General features: G+C 72.0%; 15 protein-coding genes and 1 tRNA gene. 8 read left to right on the top strand and 8 right to left on the bottom strand.

What is annotated here, in order from left to right; genetic code table 11:
* The 6 genes from CUT44_RS15555 to CUT44_RS15530 form a co-directional block, all read left to right on the top strand.
* A partial coding sequence (locus CUT44_RS15555) for an ATP-binding protein (protein WP_146252236.1) occupies nucleotides 1–453 on the top strand: 453 nt, incomplete at its 5' end.
* 184 nt (nucleotides 454–637) lie between these two features.
* On the top strand, nucleotides 638–1,285 hold the full coding sequence (locus tag CUT44_RS15550; RefSeq protein WP_233221422.1) for a Crp/Fnr family transcriptional regulator: 648 nt from the start codon (nucleotides 638–640) through the stop codon (nucleotides 1,283–1,285).
* Between the two features lie 168 nt (nucleotides 1,286–1,453).
* Nucleotides 1,454–2,359 carry a hypothetical protein gene (locus CUT44_RS15545; RefSeq protein WP_199185712.1) on the top strand — a complete coding sequence of 302 codons (906 nt, stop codon included), beginning with the start codon at nucleotides 1,454–1,456 and terminating at the stop codon, nucleotides 2,357–2,359.
* The gene (locus tag CUT44_RS15540) at nucleotides 2,356–4,392 is read left to right on the top strand and encodes a hypothetical protein (RefSeq protein ID WP_100202453.1); all 2,037 of its coding nucleotides are present in this window, start codon (nucleotides 2,356–2,358) and stop codon (nucleotides 4,390–4,392) included. Before CUT44_RS15545 ends, CUT44_RS15540 begins: the two co-directional genes overlap by 4 nt.
* Complete coding sequence (locus tag CUT44_RS15535) at nucleotides 4,389–5,258, top strand: hypothetical protein (RefSeq protein WP_100202452.1); 870 nt, start codon at nucleotides 4,389–4,391, stop codon at nucleotides 5,256–5,258. The genes CUT44_RS15540 and CUT44_RS15535 overlap by 4 nt, the downstream gene beginning before the upstream one ends.
* Nucleotides 5,258–5,803, top strand: a complete 546-nt coding sequence (locus tag CUT44_RS15530) for a Pycsar system effector family protein (RefSeq protein ID WP_233221421.1) — start codon at nucleotides 5,258–5,260, stop codon at nucleotides 5,801–5,803. Before CUT44_RS15535 ends, CUT44_RS15530 begins: the two co-directional genes overlap by 1 nt.
* 212 nt (nucleotides 5,804–6,015) lie before the next feature.
* On the opposite strand, the gene fxlM is transcribed toward CUT44_RS15530, so the two are convergent.
* From fxlM to CUT44_RS15500, 5 genes are all read right to left on the bottom strand, one after another.
* On the bottom strand, nucleotides 6,016–7,227 hold the full coding sequence (gene fxlM / locus CUT44_RS15525; RefSeq protein ID WP_100202451.1) for a methyltransferase, FxLD system: 1,212 nt from the start codon (nucleotides 7,225–7,227) through the stop codon (nucleotides 6,016–6,018).
* A gap of 10 nt (nucleotides 7,228–7,237) precedes the next feature.
* On the bottom strand, nucleotides 7,238–8,389 hold the full coding sequence (locus CUT44_RS15520) for a lanthionine synthetase C family protein (protein WP_158239615.1): 1,152 nt from the start codon (nucleotides 8,387–8,389) through the stop codon (nucleotides 7,238–7,240).
* Complete coding sequence (locus tag CUT44_RS15515; RefSeq protein WP_100202449.1) at nucleotides 8,386–11,397, bottom strand: lantibiotic dehydratase; 3,012 nt, start codon at nucleotides 11,395–11,397, stop codon at nucleotides 8,386–8,388. Before CUT44_RS15515 ends, CUT44_RS15520 begins: the two co-directional genes overlap by 4 nt.
* A gap of 71 nt (nucleotides 11,398–11,468) precedes the next feature.
* Nucleotides 11,469–11,618, bottom strand: a complete 150-nt coding sequence (gene fxlA, locus CUT44_RS15510; protein ID WP_100202448.1) for an FxLD family lanthipeptide — start codon at nucleotides 11,616–11,618, stop codon at nucleotides 11,469–11,471.
* A gap of 399 nt (nucleotides 11,619–12,017) precedes the next feature.
* The gene (locus tag CUT44_RS15500; RefSeq protein WP_100202446.1) at nucleotides 12,018–12,431 is read right to left on the bottom strand and encodes a hypothetical protein; all 414 of its coding nucleotides are present in this window, start codon (nucleotides 12,429–12,431) and stop codon (nucleotides 12,018–12,020) included.
* Nucleotides 12,432–12,629: 198 nt separating this feature from the next.
* Here CUT44_RS15500 and CUT44_RS15495 point away from each other — a divergent pair, with 198 nt between their 5' ends.
* A complete protein-coding gene (locus CUT44_RS15495; RefSeq protein ID WP_100202445.1) occupies nucleotides 12,630–14,081 on the top strand; it encodes a hypothetical protein in 1,452 nt (483 codons plus the stop codon).
* Nucleotides 14,082–14,098: 17 nt separating this feature from the next.
* A complete protein-coding gene (locus CUT44_RS15490; RefSeq protein ID WP_100202444.1) occupies nucleotides 14,099–14,590 on the top strand; it encodes a hypothetical protein in 492 nt (163 codons plus the stop codon).
* Between the two features lie 221 nt (nucleotides 14,591–14,811).
* Here CUT44_RS15490 and CUT44_RS15485 read toward each other — a convergent pair.
* The 3 genes from CUT44_RS15485 to CUT44_RS15475 form a co-directional block, all read right to left on the bottom strand.
* A tRNA-Lys gene (locus CUT44_RS15485) sits at nucleotides 14,812–14,884 on the bottom strand.
* Nucleotides 14,885–15,086: 202 nt separating this feature from the next.
* Nucleotides 15,087–17,090 carry a DEAD/DEAH box helicase gene (locus CUT44_RS15480; protein ID WP_100202443.1) on the bottom strand — a complete coding sequence of 668 codons (2,004 nt, stop codon included), beginning with the start codon at nucleotides 17,088–17,090 and terminating at the stop codon, nucleotides 15,087–15,089.
* Nucleotides 17,091–17,337: 247 nt separating this feature from the next.
* A complete protein-coding gene (locus CUT44_RS15475) occupies nucleotides 17,338–18,111 on the bottom strand; it encodes a hypothetical protein (protein ID WP_100202442.1) in 774 nt (257 codons plus the stop codon).
* Between the last annotated feature and the right edge of the window lie 4 nt (nucleotides 18,112–18,115).

The raw sequence follows: 18,115 nt of genomic DNA, 5'->3' as shown, positions 1-18,115 counted from the left end.
CCGGCCGACGACGTGGCCCTGCTGGTGGCCCGGGTGCGGGCCCTGCCCGAGGGGGCCACCGCCGCCTGGCGGTTCACCGCCGACCCCACCGTCGTCGCCCGCGCCCGCCAACTGGCCACCGACCGGCTCACCGGCTGGGGACTGGAGGAACTGACCTTCACCACCGAGCTCATCGTCAGCGAACTGGTCACCAACGCCGTCCGCTACGCCGGCTCGCCCGTCGAACTGCGCCTGATCCGCGACAAGACACTGATCTGCGAGGTCTCCGACCCCAGCCAGACCCAGCCCCACCTGCGCCGCGCCCGCCTCACCGACGAGGGCGGCCGCGGCCTGTTCCTCGTCGCCCAGCTCGCCCACCGCTGGGGCAGCCGCTACACCGCCTCCGGCAAGACCATCTGGACCGAACAACCCCTGCACGCGGCCCCCGGAACGCCGTCACCGGACCTGTTCTGAGCCCGCCCGGCGCATCCCGCACAGGTGTTTGTCGTCCGCTCAGCCGTTCCAGGATCCTCCAGCCGTAACGCCCTCTTGAGCAACAGATCCGGCCATTACCGGTGAACCGGCGCTTGTCGGCACCGACACGGCGGTACAACCGTGAAGCGGTGCACAGTCGTGAGCGGCCATGAGGAGACCACGAGTGCTGTCCGAGGAACTGTGGCGCGAAATGGTGGCCCAAGGGACAGCACGGCGGTTTCCGGCCCGGAGTGTGCTGCTGCGGCAGGGAGCGCCGGGAACCCATCTCCTGGCGCTCACCGAAGGACTCGTCAAGGTCGTACGGCACGAGCGCTGCGGCGGCGTGACACTGCTCGCCTTCCGCGGACCGGGGGATCTTCTCGGGGAGACATCGGTGTTCGACGGAGGCACCAGGATCGCCGATGTCGTCTCCCTCAGCTCCTGCACGGCAGTCGTCCTCGACGCCCGCCGGTTCCGTCTCTTCGTCGAGGAACACGGGGTGGCCATGGAACTGGTGCGGCAGGCGCTGGACCGGCTGCGCGAGTCGGACCTGTACCGCGCCGAACTGCTGACCCTCCCCCTGATCGCCCGGCTGGCCCGGACCCTCATCCGGCTGGCGGCCCTGGCCTCGCCCGCGGAGGGCGCGACGCGGACACCGCTCAGGCTCTCCGGCCTGACCCAGGAGGAACTCGCCCAGTCCGTCGGCGTCACCCGCAACGCGCTGGGCGCCGGGCTGCGGCGGCTGCGCGGGGAGGGGGCGGTGGAGACCGCCCGCAGAGCCGTCGTGATCCGGGACATGGAAGCGCTACGCCTGCTGGCCGCGGCGGACTGACCCCCGGCCGCAGGACCGCGGCAGTGTGACCGGCCTCACCGGCCGAGCGCACTGCGCTGTGCATTCGCCTCCGCGATTCCCGCAGATGCTCGTTGGCGGCCGAAGGAAAGCCCTCAGGCCGATACCTGTACGCATTCGCACACTGACTCGCACACTGAAAGGTCAACCATGCCCACGGCTGTGCCCATGCCCAGACCATGGTCGGAGAGCCGCCCGCTGCCGGGCTACCGCGCCCTCCTGGCCGTCGACGCCAAGGACTTCACCGGCCTCCCCGCCATACTGCACGCCCCGGTGAGCCGGCTGATCCCCGAACTCGTCGACACGGCGCTCGACCAAGCCGGGCTGACCGGCCTGAAGGACGCCAAGCGGTTCCCGGCGAGCACCGGGGACGGCATCGTCTTCGGTTTCGACCCCGAGCAGCTGCCCTTCGTCGTCTCACCGCTTCTGCGGGTGCTCGACGAGGTGCTCAGCCGGCACAACTCCCAGCAGGGCGGCGCGCGCATCCGGCTGCGGGCCAGCGTCCACGTCGGCCCGCTCCCCGACTCCGGCGCGCCGGGCGACGGCAACGGGAAGCCGCGCAACGACACCCACCGGCTGCTGGACTCCCGGCCGGTCAAGGCCGTCCTCGCCGCCGCCAGTGAACACACCACCCACCTGGCCGCGATCATCTCCGACCGCGTCCACGAGGACGTGATCCTCGGCGGCTACACGGGCCTGCACCCCGACCACTGCGTCGAGGTGCCCGCCACCGTCGAGGGCAAGTCCTTCGCCCAGCGGGCGTGGCTGTACGTGCCCTCGCCCTCCGGGAACCTCCTCGCCGCCGGGGTCATGTCCTCCGGCGAGGACTCCCGGAACCCCGAGAGCTCCAGGAGCGGGAGCACCGGTCCCGAGCGGCCGTCGGTCGTGTACCGGGACAACTCCCAGCAGGTCGAGGGCATCGGCGTCCTGGGCAGTGTCGAAGGCGGCATCTCCTACCAGGGCCCCACCGCCTACCGCGCGGACAACCAACACTGGGGAAGCGGAGACAACGTCTCCGGCACCAAGCACGTCGGCGGTACGGAGGAGCGGCGATGAGCACCGGAGACGACGCGCCGGCCCCGGCGGCCCGCCCGGCCCCGGCCGGCGTCTACGAGGGCAACCAGCAGGACGTGCGGGGAGTCGGCGTAACGGGAAACGTCCACGGCAGCATCTACTACAACGTCCTGCCCACCGCCGACGACGCGACGGCCGAGGTGCTCAGGCCCCGCTTCCGGGAGGGCCCCTACCCCGCCCGGGATGTCGAGGAACGGCTGCGGGCCTTCGTGGAGCCCCCCTCGTTCCCGCAGTGCCGCAAGATACTGGACCGCCGCGTCCTGCTACTGCGCGGGGATGGCGGCACCGGCACCGGCACCGCCGCCTTCGCGCTGCTGCGCGAACGGCACGGCGCCGACGGCATCACCGGGCTGGACACCGGGCAGGACCTGACCCGCTGGTCCCCGTCGGCCGCACGCGGCTACCTCCTCCAGTGGCTCGAACCGGACGTCGCGGAGAACCTGAGCGAGGTCGCCCTCAACGCGCTGGACGACCGGCTGAGGGGAATCGGCGCCCACCTGGTGGTCACCCTGAGGAGGGAGTCGCCGCTGCCGCACGGTACGGAGAGCCGGCAGGTCCCCCACGTCCCGCCGAGCGCGTACGACGTCGCGCAGAAGCATCTGCGCACCATGGTCCGGACCGGCGGCCTCACCGCCGAGCAGCTCTCCACGGCGCTGTCCCACCTCAACGGGGACGAGTTCAGGGACCACCTCGGTCCCGGAAGCTCCCCGGCCGTCGGCGCCGGTGTCGCCGAGGCGCTGCGCGACGTCGCGTCCGGAACGCGCAACGTGCCGGACGCGGTCGCCGGTCTCCCGAGCAGCGCGGCCGAAACCACCGCGAAGGTGCTGAACGAGGTGCGCGGCAACGCCGACGGGCTGGCGCTCACCGCGGCGGTCGCCCTGCTGGAGAGGCAGGATCGGACCGTGGTCACCCGTTTCGCGGCCCGGCTGCGGCCGGCTCTCGCCGCCCGCACCGGGCAGACCGCACCCGTACCCGGCCCGGAGACGGACCTGCTCGGACGCAGCCTGGAGGAACGGCTGGGCCAGGTGGGGGCCCACACGCTGCCGCGCCGTATCGACAGGGTCGGGGCGTACCGCTACTGGACGCAACCCGTCATGTTCCGGCACAGGTACCAGGCCGACGAGATCCTGCGGCGGCTGTGGCTGGACCACGAGGGAATGGCGGACACGCTCCTGGACGTACTGCGCCAGTCCGCGTACCAGCAGGGGATGGACCTGACCGCGGGCACCGCCCTCGGAAAGGTGCTGTGCCACGCCACCGGGGCGGGCGCACTGGGCCAGCTCTACGGCTTCGCGAGCTCGGACACCCGCTGGCAGCGGCGCCTGGTGGCGTACGCCCTCGGCGAGGTCTCGCAGCACAGCGAGCTGTCGAGTGCGGTGCGCCAGCAACTGCGTCAGTGGAGCCGGTCGCCCAACCCCAACCTGCGCTGCACCGCGGCCGAGACCTGCGCGGGAAGCTTCGGTCTGGCCCACTCCGATCAGGCACTGGGGCTGCTGGACACGGTGCTGGGCGCCCAGCCGTCCGGAACCGACTTCGAACCGCGGCTGCGCAGCGCGGTGTCCTTCGCCCTCGGGGTGCTGCTCAGCGAGCAGGCGAATGACGAGAAGGTTCTCGACCGGCTGGTCCGCTGGCTCACCGCACCGAGCGGTACCCCGCGCCACACGTACGCCGTCTCGGTGCTGGAGTCGCTGGCCTCCGGCGCCTTCCCGGAGCGGAGCCCCCAGGGCGGCCGCAGACTGTCGCTGGCCGGGCTGGTCTGTGAGGCTCCCCGGGCGGTGCTGCCCCTGGTGCTGGCCTCGCTGGACGATCCGGCGCTGTATGACACGGTGGCCAAGGGTCTCCTCGACGCGGAGGCGGCGGCCGAGCCTCAGCGGCTCACTCGGTTCGACTCCTTCTACGCCGCGCTCTCGGAGACGGCCGCGAAGCAGCGTGGCGTCATTCGTTTCGTCCTCTCACGCGTGCACAGCCGCGCCGCCGCACCGGGCGAGGGCCCGGAGGAAGGAGCTCCGGCATGACCGGGCCACTGGTGGAACCGCTGACATCCTCACCGCTGCGCGCCCTGCTGGGGCTGCGCTGGGGATCCCGGGTGGACCGGGCGCTGGTCCTGCTGGCCCGGGACGGCACTGCGAGGGTCGAGCACCCGCAGGGACCGGAGGCCTCCGGCCACCCCCGCCCGGGGGTCGGCGGGGTCCTGCGCCGGGAGTACGACCGGATCGTCTGGGTCTCGCTCACCGAACGACCGGGCTGGGTGAACGTGCCCGTCCGTTCGGAGGGCGCGGGGCCCCGCCCGGTGTCACGGCACGCCGTGACCTGGCGGGTCGTCGACCCGGTCCGGATCATCCGGACCGAGATCCTGGAGGAGGAGGTGACCGAGCGGATCGCCCAGGACGTGGCCCGCCGCACCACCCGGCCGGCGGGCACGGTGGAGGCACCTGATCCCTACCACCAGGACCACGAGATGGAGGACTGGGGCATCGTCTACCGGCTCCGGCGCGCGGTCGCGACGCCTCCCCACCCCGCCGGACCGGCGCTACTCCCGGCCTGGTCCGAGACGGACCGGGAGGCGTACCGCTTCTACCGCGATGCGGTCGCCGAAGGGCCGCGGAGCCTCACGGCCCTGTGGCTGCTGCACCATCCGGAGCAGGCCCGCGAGGTGCTGGAGTGGACGGAGGACCACCGCGACTCGCTGACCGAGCAGAAGTCCTGGGAGGGATCCCTGGCGGCGCTCCTGGCCGGTCTGACCGGAGAAGAGCGGGGCTTCCTCGGCGTCAAGGTGGCCGAGGTGCTCACGGAGATGGGCATCCCCCAGGGACGGGAGGTGCTGGCCCGGGTACGGGAGATCCGCGGGCCGCACGGCAACCACGTGAACGGGAGGCCGTGATGACGGCCGGGACGTCGCTGCTCCGCGGTCTGCGCCGAAGCCGACCGTCCCGGCCACGCACGGCGCCGGCCCCCACGCCGGACACCACCGCGCTGCTGCGCGAACTGGTCGCGCAGAACCAGGCCGAGATCGGCCGTGCCGACGGCAAGGCCGCCGTCCTGCTGGCGGCCGCCGCGTCACTGCTGGGGATGCTGCTGGTGCGGCGTGCCGAGGCCGCCCCGTGGACGGCTCCGCTGTGGTGGACCGCGGTGCTCTCGGCGACCGGGGCGCTGCTGGCCCTGCTCCTGGCCGTGGTACCGCGGCTGGGCAGCATGGTGAGTGGCGGGCCGCCGACCCTGGCGTACTTCGGGGACGTGGTCCGGGCGTCCCGGGAAGGCCGCCTGCCCGCTGTACTGCACGACAGCGTCGGCGCGGCGGAGACCCGGCTGACCCGCGTGCTGCGGGACACCAGCCGGATCGCCTTCCGGAAGAACCAGTGCATCCGCTGGGCGGTTGCCTTCCTGCTGCTCACCGTGCTCACCGCTCTCGGCGTCCTGGCGCCCTGAGATTCCATCCCGATGGGTACCGGAAAGCAGCCGCCTTCCGCCTCGTGTCCGGGCGGAGACCGTACCCGTGGTGCACGGACCGGAACCCCCACCAGTCACCGCCGTCCCCGCCCAGGCGCGCACGCACCGGTCCCGGAGCCCTGAAGCGCCCCGGGCCGGGCACAGGGTTTCGCCTGTGGACAGCCTCAAGGACGAAACCTCGCCCCTGTCCTTCACGTCCTCGCCATGGCGAAGGACAGCACGACGCGGCTGTCCTCCTTGTCGATGGCGTGTCCTTCCGGAAGGGTCACGTCTGCGGTTCCTGCGGGGTGGATGGTCATGTGTGGTGCTGCGGCGCGATCGGCGCTCCAAGCGGCGATGTGGGCGATCAAAGTACGCGCCAGAGCGGCGCCGTCGGGTCCGTACCCCGCCGCACCGAGGCGCGACGGCCGCTCGGGATCTGCGTTGTCGCGTTCGGCGATCAGGTAGGCAAGAGAACTGCCGGAGACGAGGGCGGGGCTGCGGCCGGGGATGGCGGGGCACCGCACTCCTTCATCCAGTGCCTTGCTGGTGACTTCGATGCGGCAGACGGCATCGTCGGAGGCGGTGGCACGCAGCCAGATGCCGTCGAAGGTCTCCTCGCTGCCGACACGGGCTTGCGACCACAGCTCGATGGGCGGTGTGGAGAGCACCTCGGCGAGCTGGTCGGGGCCGACGGGTTGGTCCTGGTCGTGGTGGAGACGGACGGTGCCGTCGGCGAGCTCGGTGGTGCGCTCTCCGGTCTGGCCGATGATGGGGACGAAGCCGCACAGTTCCATGCCGTCGGAGACGAGGGTGTCGCCCTGGCGGGTGAGGGCGACGGAGCGGGCCTGGCCGCGCCAGCGGAGCGGGAGGACGAGTCGGCCGCCGTCGGCGAGTTGCTGCCACCAGGAGGCAGGGACGTCCCAGAGGCCGACGGTGGCGATCATGCGGGTGTAGGGGGCGTGTTGGGGGGCGCCCTTCAGGCCGTCGTGTTCCATGACCCTGACGTGTTCGTAGCCGGTGCGGTTGAGGGCCTGGCGGGCGTGGAGGACGACGCCGGGGTCGATGTCGACAGTGGTGACTTTGCCTTCGTGGCCGACGAGTTCGGCGAGAAGAGCGGCGTTGTAGCCGGTTCCGGCACCGACCTCCAGGATGTGGTCGCCGGGCTGTGGGGCGAGTTGAGCGAGCATCATCGCGACGGTGGACGGCACGGAGGCGCAGGACAGGGCGAGCGGGCCGTCGGGGTTGTCCTTGATGGTGACGGCCCGGTTGGTGTAGGCGTCGGCCGGGTCGAGACCGGGCAGGTGGAGGTCCCGGCGGACGGTGCGCAGGGCCCGCTCGATCGGAGCGGGCAGAGGGCGTTTGGTGATGATCTCGTCCACGAGGCGGTTGCGCAGGTCGTCGAAGGTGGAGGTGTCGTTCACCGTGGCTCTTTCAGTTGAGGAGGAGGCAGGTCTCCCACCCTGTGGCGACAGGGCGGGTGGAGTCGAGGGCGCGGAGTGCGAGGAGGGTTCCCTCGCCACCGGTCAGGAGCCCGGCGGTATCGGGAAGCGCATGCTGCGCCAGGTGGACTGCGAAGCGGGAGCGCAGGAACGGCAGTACGCGTCGGAGTGCGCTGTCCGGAGCGGTGTCGGCGGCGGCCAGGTGGACGGAGAGGCAGAGTCCGGCCCAGCCGTGGCAGGCCGTGGCGTCATCGACACGGGTGAGCTGTTCGGGATCAGCAGCACAGGTCGTGAGGGCGTCCTCGGCCAGGCGTTGTGTGGTCGCGCACGAGCACGCGATCGCTGCGAGCTGTAGGGCGCGCCCGATGCCGGGGGTGCCATAGCACCACGATGGTCTACCAGGACGCTTCGGCGCCGGTGATCTGTTGAGCCACGCGTCGAGGGTGATGGTCTCCGGCCAGGCGGGGCCGCCGTTGGCGAGGTGGTGCGCTCGCTCCTGCAGGAGGCGGCAGCACTGCGTCAGGGCCTGGTACTGGCCGGTCACGGTGTGCCCGGCACGCGCGCTCAGGGCAAGGAGCGCGATAGGCCCGGCGACACCGTGCGCCATGCCGAAGTTGCCGTGCCCGGTCGGCCAGGCGGCGTCGGGCCGACCGCTCGGGCTGTCCGAGGTCCACCAGCCAGGGACTTCCTCACCGTGGAGGATGACCGGCTGTCGGAGGAGCCGCACCAGGTAGCGCAGGACACCGTCGAGGAGTTCTGGGTGTGTGCCTCGGCGCAGGAGGAGTGCGCCCAGTCCGGTCAGGCCGGAGATCAGGTCGTACTCCCGCATGTGCGGTGGACGACCTGCCTCCATGCGGTGATGAGCGTCCGCGAGCCGTGTGCGTACGAGCGTGGCGAGCACGCTGTCGAGGTTGCCGAGGGCGGAGCGGTAGGCCGGGTGGCCGGCCACCTGGAGGACGTAGGCCACGGCCGGTGCCCCGCGATAGAGGCTCGCGCCGGCGGGATGGCTGACGGCCGGTTGTCCGGTCAGAGTCCTTGCGGTGGTGTGCATCGCGTCCCACTGCCCGCTGTCCCGAGCGGCGACCGCCTGGTGGAGCGCGGTTCCGGCGAGGCCGCGGCCCAGGTCGTGCGTGAGGTCGTTCACCGTGTTGCTTCCTGTGCGAGGAGGGAGCGGCATGCTTGCCGGGCGGCGTGGCGGCAGGCTGCCTCGGATTCCCGGTCCGGGCCCATGAGCCGGTTGTGGTGCATGTGCAGCAACGACTCCAGTACCGAGCCGGTCTGCTCGTCGGTGAGGTGGGACCGGTACGTGGCGAGGGTGGTGCGGCGCCGTTCGTACGCGTCGGCCAGGCGGACCGGGCCGTTGGGGCGTGGCGTGAGGGACTCGGTGCGGACGTGGTGCAGCGTCTGGCGGGTGATCCTGAGCAGGACCTTGCCGCGAGCGGGTGTGGTGGCCAGCCGGCGGATGCCTTCCTCCTCGCCGAGGAGACCCCGGGCGATGTCGATCATTCCGAGTGCGCACAGGACATGCCGGCCCAGGCCGGTCAGGTCGGCGAGCGCGTACCGGATCGCGTCGCTGTCGGCGACGAACACGGCCTCGGCGGCCTCCAGGGCCGGTCCGATGCCGTAGCGGCCGAACTCGGGGCGGTAGCCGTCGAAGACGAGCCGGGAGACGAGCGCCTCGTCCCGCAGGTGTGCGGCCCAGCGGGCGACAGTCCGTACCGCTGTGGCCTGCTCCTCCGAGCCGCGCGCCGCGATGCGCAGTCGGAGGTGGTCCTCCTCCTGCCCGGTGCGGTAGCGCACGAACCAGATGCCGGGGGCGCCCAGCGATTCGAGGAGACTGGGCAGGCGGCAGGTGAGGATCTGGTCCATGGCCATCGGGTGGGTGAACAGTTTGGCCTGCACCCACCGCTGCTGGACATCTCCGGGCATCGGCAGCATCCGGTTGGTCACGACCGGGGCCGCTGCCAGATCGGGGTGGGGCAGGGGCGGCAGGGTGGAGGTGAGCGGCAGGGTGAGTTCGTGGGCATGGCCGATCCAGCCGAAGTCCCGCTCGTCCGCAGCTTCGAGCAGCTCGGCGTTGCCGTGGCGCCGTAGGTGGCCGTGCAAGAGCCGTGCGTGCAGTGACTCGTCCAGGTTCAGGCGCAGGGTGCGGTCGTCGTCGCGCAGCTCGACGAGGTTCGGGCACCTCCACGTCCGGGTCCAGCCGCTCAGAGCGTCCTGCCAGGAAGGCTGGAAGGAGTCGGGTGGAAGGTCGGCGGCGGACAGACGCCAGCGGGCCGGAGAGAGGATCGCCTTGCGGTAGCGGACCCGGGGTAGGTACGGCACCCCGGCGGCGAGGGGACCCCAGTCGAACCGGGTCCAGGCGGTGGCGAAGCCGCGCCCGAGAAGGGCGATGAACCGGGCGATCGGCGGCGCCTGCTTCTCCAGGGCGAGCGGGTGCAGAACGACCGGTTCGACGACGCGGCGCCGCGAGAGACTGACCAGGTGCAGTCGTTTGCTGGTGGACAGCACCGCCAGGTCATCAAGCGGGATCAGACAGCCGGCCGGGGCCCGGTGCTCGCCGACGGGGATCACGTACGGGAGAAGGGCGGGGGTCCGGGCCACGTTCTCGGCGTGCGGGTGGACCGGGGTGAAGGAGAGCTGGGCGGGCAGCGCGCCGTCCACCAGAGTGGGAAGTCGCCGGTACACCTCGTCAAGGCCACTGTCCGGGAGGGCGGTGGCGAACCGGCCCGTGAGGGTGCCGGTGCTCCAGGCGGGACGCACGGACAGGGTGAAGTCGCCCCGGTCCAGAGCCTGCGTCGTCGGCGCATGCACCCGCATCGCCATCTCCACGTGCGGAGCGATGGCCGCGTCATGGCGGCTGGTACCGACGCACAGCTCGTCGAGGTCCGCGTCCGTGAGCCGGAGCTCACGGGCACCGGTGAGCGCGGCCTGCCACGCCTTGGCCATCAGCAACTCATCACGCGGCAGCGTCCTGGTGGGCGGCTCCGACCACACCGACATCGGGAAGTCCGCCGGCAGCCCCACCCCGGCCGCGAGGTCGACCGCATCCCGCAGCGGGACCAGACTGCCGGCGCCGTACCGTTCCCAGAACAGACTGTGGTACGCGGCCCACAGGGGCTTCTCGCCCATGTTTCGCGTCAGCCGCAGCAGCGCCTCCGCGGCGTGCTCGGCCTCCTTCAGCACCGGCGCCGGGACGCGGACGGTGGCATCGAGTCGCAGGTCCACGCTGATGCGCGTCCGGCCTCGGTCGCTGACGCCGCTCATGCGTTTCTCAGCCGTATGACGCAATTCCTGCGCGGCGGCCGGAGTGGCCGTCGCATCGTGTCCGGCGAGCAGACCGCGCACGTCCTCCAGGTCATTGAGCAGGCCGGCCGTTTCAGGATCCAGGCGTTCCGCGAAGGGGCGCAGAACACGCAGCATGTACCCCAGGGGGTCGGGCTCCGTCAGAGGCGCCGACAGGTCACTGATGAGGAAGCCCGCTTCCAACATGTCCGTGAGGAGGTGGGCGATCTGCTCGGCGGTGCCACCCAGTTTGATCAGCCGATCAGTGATCTCCCGGCACGAAACGGGGTGGGCGGCCAGCGCGAGAATCACCGAGAGTGGCCGGGTGATGGCAGCGCTCGCGGTACGGCCACCGGGCAGTGGCCGTACCAGTACATCGCCATGCCGTGCGGTCAGGTCGTTCACCTGAAGGGCCAGTTGGGACAGTACGTCAGGCCGTCGCTGGAGACTGCGGCGGACATGGTCGAGCCAGAGCGTGTCCGGACGGGCGAAGACACCGTGGCCGGTACCGATCCTTCCCTCTGCCGGTCCACACTTCGCGGTGGCCACGCCGGCGAACAGGCCGAACGGCGTGGGGCGTCCGGCGGCCCGCAAGAGGTACCGGGCCGTCGCGCCCACCACCTTGCGCACCTTTTTCGGAGGGGAGTCCTCGTCTTCGATGATGTGGTCGACGGCTCGGGCGAGTTGTGGGGATGCGGCTCTCACCGCATCGGTGAAGGAAGAACAGGCCGCTACATCGACGAGCCACCGGCGGCAGTCGGCCGGATCGTCCGGGTCAGGCCACTGGGTGCGCTGGGCGGTGAGCGGGAGCACAGCGGCCCTCAGCAAGAGCACATCACCGCGTTGGAGCTGTCTGGTCTGCGTCATGTGGGATCCCGTTCGGCTGGGCCGGTGCGGGCCGGGCGGTTGCCCGGCCCGCACCGGTTCCGGTGTGTGGGTCAGCTCGTGCAGGAGGAGGCGCAGGTGGACTCGCACCCGTCGCTGGTGTCGCAGGCTTCGGCCACGGGTACCGGCGAGTCCGTGATCGCGATGGTGAGCTGCCAGTTGTCGCCGGTCATCGGCGCCGTCTCGGTCGTCCCGGTTGCCATTCCAGTACCTCCGAAGGGGATGGTTGAGCCGCCCACAGGAGATGTGGACGGGGGAGCGCGGTACCCCCGCATCCGGCTGCACACGGGCCCGTGGCAGCCGGGTGCGCGGGTACCGCGTTCGGGTCCGTACGTGGCCGTCGTTCAGGGCCGCTCGTTCATGGGCCGGCCGGTGGCCCGCTCCCTGCCGGGACCATGTGGCTGGGAAGCCGTTGAAGGGATGTGCGGTCTCCGGCAGAGAGATGGGGTTCAGGGGTTGGTGGGACAGCAGAGACCGCGAAGCCGATCACGAAGCCGCAGGACGCGGAGATCAGCACGGTCAGGAGCGGCCCTGTGAAGCAGGCCAGCCACCTCACCGCTCGCGTCATCACGATCGCCTCCGGGTGGGCCGGGGCCACGAGGTCACTGGCCGGTCTCCTCAAGCGCGGCGAAGGTCAGTGCGAGGGTGAGGTCGCGGACTGCTGTGTATGGCGGGCCGTCGGTCGGGGCGCTTACCCATCTGAGCATGCCGCCCACCCATCCCGGCGGAGCCAGGGCGACCCACGATCCCTGGCCGGGCGCACGGCTCCGTTTCTGCCGCCATCCCCGTGCGGTACCGGGCGGGGTGAGGAAGTACGCCTGACCATTGCCCCGGCCGTGCAGCACCGGCCCCACGGGGACGCCGGAGGCTTCGAGGAAGCGCACCGCCCGTACACCGGTGCCGGCCTCGACGCGAATGGCGTCCCAGTCCCGGCCGGCGGCGAAGAGCTCCGGCTGGCTCAGATGTCGCGCCCAGGTTGCCCGGGGCAGGCGGGGCTGCTGCGAGTACGTGGGCATGGCTCTCCTCCGTCCGCTGGAGTGCAGGTCAGCCGAGCCCTCGGAGTCGGTCACCGATGGGGTTCGGTTGCTTACCAAGCGTCGCCTGACGTGGACAGGTGCGATATGACCAGCGGGTATTGCCGAGGCGGGAATACCCTCGTTCCCGGCTTCGTAAGAAGCTTGATCGCGCCTACGATCGCACCGGAAGTTGGCCCCATGGACGCCACCACCCCCGGCCCGCTCGCTCCTGACCTCCTCGAACGCGAGGATGTCCGCCGAGCCCTGGCGGAGCACGACTTCGCAGCCGCTTTCGCCCTGATCAAGAAGTACAGCGGCCTGTCGCAGAACCGCATCGCCTCCGCCTGCCGCCTCACCCCGGGCAAGGTCTCCACGATCATCAGCGGTCAGCAGCAGGTCACCAGCTTCGATGTCATCTGCCGTGTCTCCGACGGACTCCGTATCCCCGGCCATCTCCTCGGCCTCGCATCACGTCCCTGGGAGAGCCGCCCGGTCCGGGACAAGCCGTCGGTGGAGCCGGAGGGTGAGCGGCTCAGCACCGAGGAGGTCCCCTGGCGGCCGGATGCCACAGTGGACCTGGCTGCCCACCTGACGAGGAGCGATCTCGTGATGGACCGACGCGCGGCGACTCGCGCTCTGGCCGGAACCGCCGTCACCGGCGCCACCTTGCTCGACCCACTGGAGGGGTGGCTCCAGCCTGCGCCCTCCGCCGCCCGGCCACGTCGTCGCGGACGGCTCGGCGTAAGGGAGGTCGAGGAGCTGGAGTCCACGGCGCGCGTCTTCCGCGCCTGGGACCACAAGTACGGCGGTGGCCTTCGGCGCAAGGCCATCCTGGGCCAGCTCAGTGAGGTCGCCGCTCACCTTGGCGAACACCAGGCCCCCCAGGTCGAGCATCGCCTGTACCAAGTCATGGCCCAGCTCGCCGGAACCGCGGCCACCATGGCCTGGGACTCCGGACTCCAGCGCCGAACCCAGGACTACTACCTGCTCGCCCTGCGCGCCTCCCACGCCGGCGGCGACATGGTCTTCGGCGCCAACGTCCTGGCCGGCATGGCTCGGCAGATGCTCTACCGCGACCGGCCCCAAGACGCCCTCGAACTCATCCGCCTCGCCCAGGAAGGCGCCCGGCACGTCGCCGGCCCCAGGGTGCGCGCCATGCTCCACACCCGGGAGGCATGGTCGTACGCGGCGATGGGCCGCACCGCTGCCTTCCAGCGCGCCACCGCCCAGGCCACCGAGTCCCTCGCCAACACCAAGAAGGGCGAGGAGCCGTACTGGATCGTGTACTTCGACGAGGCCGAGCTCGCCGGCACTACCGGCGGTCGGCTCCTCGACCTCGCCCGGCAGAACCCCAAACAGCATGCCGAGAACGCGGCCATCGAAATCCGCCAGGCCCTGGCCCGGCGCGGCCCCGAGGCGAGCCGCAGCCACGCCCTGGACCGTATCGGCCTGGCCCAGTGCCACTTCCTGCTCGGCGACCTCACTGGCGCCGTGGCGGAAACCCACCACGCCGTAGACGCTGCCTGTGCCACGCGCTCCAGCCGGGTCCGCACCCAGCTCGGCGAGCTGTACCCGTACACCGTGGGCAACAGCGCGGCCCGTCCCGTACGCGAGGTCCGCGACAGGATCCGCGACCTGCTGTCGACCTGAGAAGGGGAGCGACGACCGTGACGACCATCTCGGTAACCGGGCACATGGACTTGACCGGGGACAGCATCCCCCTGGTCCGCACCGCCCTGGACGACCTGCTCAGGCAGTACGCCGATGACGGTGAACTCGTCGGCGTCTCCTGCATCGCCAAGGGTGCCGACTCCCTGTTCGCCGAAGCCGTCCTCGCCGCCGGCGGACGCCTGATCGCCGTCATTCCCTCCCGGGACTACTGCCAGAACAAGGTCAAGCCCGATCACGCGCCTCTCTTCGACCGGCTCGTCGATGCCGCCGCCGAAGTCCTGGTCCTTCCCCACGAGACCGCCAACCGACAGGCGTACGAGGCCGCCAACGCCGTCCTCATCGAACGCGCCGACCGACTCGTCGCCGTATGGAACGGCGAGCCCCCCACGGGCAAGGGCGGCGGCACCGCCGACACCGTTCTCGAAGCCCAGGCGGCGGGCATCCCCGTGGACGTGGTGTGGCCGGACGGCGCCGCCCGCCGAGGCTGAGCGCCACGCGTTCCGACCACGGCCATCACCAAAGCCGGAGAGCCGGTGGGGGCCTGACAGCCACGAGGTCCAACGGCTCGTCCACGGGCTCGGCGCGCAGCCACCCTTCGCACAGGCGCTCACGCACCAGCCTCGGAACCTCGAAGCGCCCCGAGTCGGCCGAAGCCAACCCGGGGCGCTCCCCTTCACGGGCCGGAGGGTCTTCCCCTCCCCCGCGTCCGTAGGCCGTGTGGGACTCGAACCCACAACCAATGGATTAAAAGTCCACTGCTCTGCCAATTGAGCTAACGGCCCGCCCCCGAAGCATAGCCCGCGCACCCGTCGTGCTCCGAAGGCATTGCGCGTGCCGCGACAGGTGATGAACCTCTTCGGCGGGAGCCTCGTTGAACCCTGTCCGGGACCCGGGCGGGCCGCGGCCGGGAACGGCGGAGGGCCCGGCCCGGAGCGGTGCTCCGGGCCGGGCCCTCAAGGTGTCGCCGTGGGACGGGTGCCGTGGTCAGTCGTTGCGCTTCCAGCGCGGCTTGTCGGCACGGCGGTCGAACGACGGGCGGCGGTCCCGGTCGAACGGGCGGTCCCCGCCCCGGTGGTCGTCACGGCGGTGGTCCTCGGGACGGCTGTACGGACGGCGCTCGCCGCCGCGGTCGTTGCGGTCCCGGTTGAAGGGACGGTCGCCGCCCCGGTGACCGAACTCACGGCGCTCGCCACGGTGTTCGCCGCCGCGGAAGCCGCCCCGGTCACCGCGGTCGTCCCGGCGCTCGCCGCCGCGGTCGTTGCGGTCGCGGTTGAAGGGACGGTCACCGCCCCGGTGACCGAACTCACGGCGCTCGCCGCCCCGGTCGTTGCGGTCCCGGCCGAAGGAACGCCGGTCGCCGCCGCGGTCGTCCCGGCGCTCGCCACCCCGGTCGTCACGGTCCCGGCCGTACGGGCGGCGGTCGCCGCCGCGGTCGTTGCGGTCCCGGTTGAAGGGGCGCCGGTCGCCGCCGCGGTCGTCCCGGCGGTCGTACGAGCGCTCCTCGCGCGCCCGCCGCGCGGCGGCCTCGGCCGCCGCCTCGGCGGCGATCACCTCGGCGGTGGCCTCCGCGGCCGCGGCCTCGGTCGCCTCGGCGACCGCCGCCACCGCCGCCTCGGGGTCCTCGCCCCGCTCGCGCGCGGCGCGCGCCGAGAGCTTGTCGGCCTCCTCGCGGAGTTCGGCGGCCCGGCGCCGCACGTTCTCCAGCTGCCGGGTGACCTCGGCCACCTCGCGCTCGGCCTGCTTGGCGGCGTTCAGCGCCGACTCGGCCTGGACCTCGGTCAGCGACCGGGCACCGGTGATCTCCACCACATCGTCGTCGAAGGCGTCGCCGCGGCCGATGACATGGCGCGAGGCGTCCACGCCCGCGTCCTCCATCAGCCGGAAGATCTGGCGGCGCTGGTGCGGCAGCGCCAGCGAGACGACCGTGCCGGAGCGGCCCGCGCGGGCGGTGCGGCCGGAGCGGTGCAGGTAGTCCTTGTGGTCACCGGCCGGGTCCACGTTCAGCACCAGGTCGATGTCGTCGACGTGGATGCCGCGCGCGGCGACGTCGGTGGCGACCAGCACGTTGACGCGGCCGTCCTTGAAGTCGGCCAGCGTGCGGGTGCGCAGGCCCTGGGTCATGCCGCCGTGCAGCGCGTCGGCGCGCACGCCCGCGTCGCGGAGCTGCTCGGCGACCCGGTCGGCGCCCATCTGGGTGCGGACGAAGACGATCGTGCGGCCCTTGCGTGCGGCGATCGCGGCGGTGACCGGCGCCTTGTCGCGCGGCTTCACGATCAGCACGTGGTGGCTCATGGTGGTCACCGCGCCCTGGGCGGCGTCCACCTCGTGGTGGACCGGCTCGACCAGGTAGCGGCGGACCAGGCTGTCGATCTCGTTCTCCAGCGTCGCGGAGAACAGCATCCGCTGGCCGCCCTTGGGCAGCTGGTCGAGCAGCTCGGTGACCTCGGGCAGGAAGCCCAGGTCGGCCATCTGGTCGGCCTCGTCCAGGACGGCGATCTTCACGTCCTCCAGCGAGCAGGAGCGGCGGCTGATCAGGTCGCGCAGCCGGCCGGGGGTGGCGACGAGGACGTCCACACCGCGCTCCAGCGCGGTGATCTGGTTCATCATCGAGGTGCCGCCGCAGACGACCTTGAACTTCAGGCCGAGGACGTCGCCGTAGGGCTGGAGCGCGTCGCTGACCTGCATGGCCAGTTCACGCGTGGGGGTGAGGATGATGCCGCGGGGGCGCTTGCGCTCGGTGCGGCCGCCGGCCAGCCGGGCCAGCAGGGGCAGGCCGAAGCTCAGCGTCTTGCCGGAGCCGGTGCGCCCGCGGCCGAGGATGTCCTTGCCGTTCAGCGCGTCCGGGATGGTCGCGACCTGGATCGGGAACGGGACGGTGACGCCGTTGTGCGCGAGCTTGCGCACGATCTCCCCGGGCAGGCCGAGGTCGGCGAACGTGGTCGTCGGCTCGTCCTCGGGCAGGACGATCTCATGGGTGGTCAAAGACATGCGAAGACAAAACCTTCCGGAGTCATGGCACGCGCCCACAACTCCGTGTTCTCGCATACGACCGCCTCGGTGCGGTCAGCCACGGTTCGGGTAAGGGACGCGCCACACGGCGCGCTGGAAACGGCGCCGGGCAAATGGGATCAAACGATCTGCCACCATACGACCCCGTGTCCCGGAGCGCAAATCCCTTTCCGGGGGCCGAGGGTCGGCGGTGGAGACCGCTGCGGTCAGTCTACCGTCCCCTGTTTCAGAGCTGTTCGCCGGAGTCGGTCCGGGGCTCCTCGGGGCGGTGGGTGGGGCGGAGGGCGGAGCGGTGGTCGAGATGGTGTCCGAGGCGGTCGGAGTCAGCGGATTCGTAAGCGTACACGGAGTGAACACGGGGCGCGCCGTCGTTCATTCCCGCCCCCGCGAGGGAACCGTCCGGCCCCTCGCCCGGACCGTCCCCGGAGGTCGGCGAGGACGGGGGCGCCGAGGAGGGGACGGCGGGCGGGGTGGTGAGCGACGGGGAGGACGGGACGGACGGGGGCGGCGAGGGGCGGTCGCCGCCCGCCGTGGGCGTGCGCCCGGGACGCGAGGGGTCGGCGGGGCGGGAGGACCGGCCGGACGGCCGCCGGGTGGCGTCGCGGCCCCGGGCATCCCCGGCGTCCCGGTCCGCGCCGCCGTCCGCACCGTTCTTGCCGGCCTTGCCGGCCTTGCCGGCCTTGCCGCCGCTCCGGTCCCTCCCGTCCCCCGCTCCGTCCCCGCCGTCCTTCCGCGCCGGCCCGCGCCGCCCGCCGCCGTGGCCGTCCCCGGCGCGCGGCACCGCCACGCCCTCCGGGCGCGGGTCGGCGGCGTCGCGGGACACCTGGTGCCCGGCGGGCCGCCGCCCGCCGCCGTCCTCCTCGTCCGGGGAGCCGATCGTCATGCAGCCGCCGAGCGCGGCGAGCAGCAGGGCACCGACACCCGCACGGACAGCCGTGCGGGCACCCGTACGGGCCGGGACACACGGGGACGTACGGGTGGCGGACGGGATCCGGCGCACGGGC

It is taken from the genome of Streptomyces carminius (assembly GCF_002794255.1).
GTDB classification, from domain to species: Bacteria; Actinomycetota; Actinomycetes; order Streptomycetales; family Streptomycetaceae; genus Streptomyces; species Streptomyces carminius.
The sequence above is the reverse complement of the archived record's forward strand: the minus strand, read 5'-3'. Positions and strand labels throughout refer to the sequence as shown.

Excerpts from the sequence above, each read along its gene's own strand:
- CUT44_RS15535 (WP_100202452.1), top strand. The coding sequence starts at position 4,389 with ATGACCGGGCCACTGGTGGAACCGCTGACATCCTCACCGCTGCGCGCC.
- CUT44_RS15545 (WP_199185712.1), top strand. The coding sequence starts at position 1,454 with ATGCCCACGGCTGTGCCCATGCCCAGACCATGGTCGGAGAGCCGCCCG.
- CUT44_RS15495 (WP_100202445.1), top strand. The coding sequence starts at position 12,630 with ATGGACGCCACCACCCCCGGCCCGCTCGCTCCTGACCTCCTCGAACGC.
- CUT44_RS15540 (WP_100202453.1), top strand. The coding sequence starts at position 2,356 with ATGAGCACCGGAGACGACGCGCCGGCCCCGGCGGCCCGCCCGGCCCCG.
- CUT44_RS15515 (WP_100202449.1), bottom strand. The coding sequence starts at position 11,397 with ATGACGCAGACCAGACAGCTCCAACGCGGTGATGTGCTCTTGCTGAGG.
- fxlA (WP_100202448.1), bottom strand. The coding sequence starts at position 11,618 with ATGGCAACCGGGACGACCGAGACGGCGCCGATGACCGGCGACAACTGG.
- CUT44_RS15530 (WP_233221421.1), top strand. The coding sequence starts at position 5,258 with ATGACGGCCGGGACGTCGCTGCTCCGCGGTCTGCGCCGAAGCCGACCG.
- CUT44_RS15500 (WP_100202446.1), bottom strand. The coding sequence starts at position 12,431 with ATGCCCACGTACTCGCAGCAGCCCCGCCTGCCCCGGGCAACCTGGGCG.
- CUT44_RS15480 (WP_100202443.1), bottom strand. The coding sequence starts at position 17,090 with ATGTCTTTGACCACCCATGAGATCGTCCTGCCCGAGGACGAGCCGACG.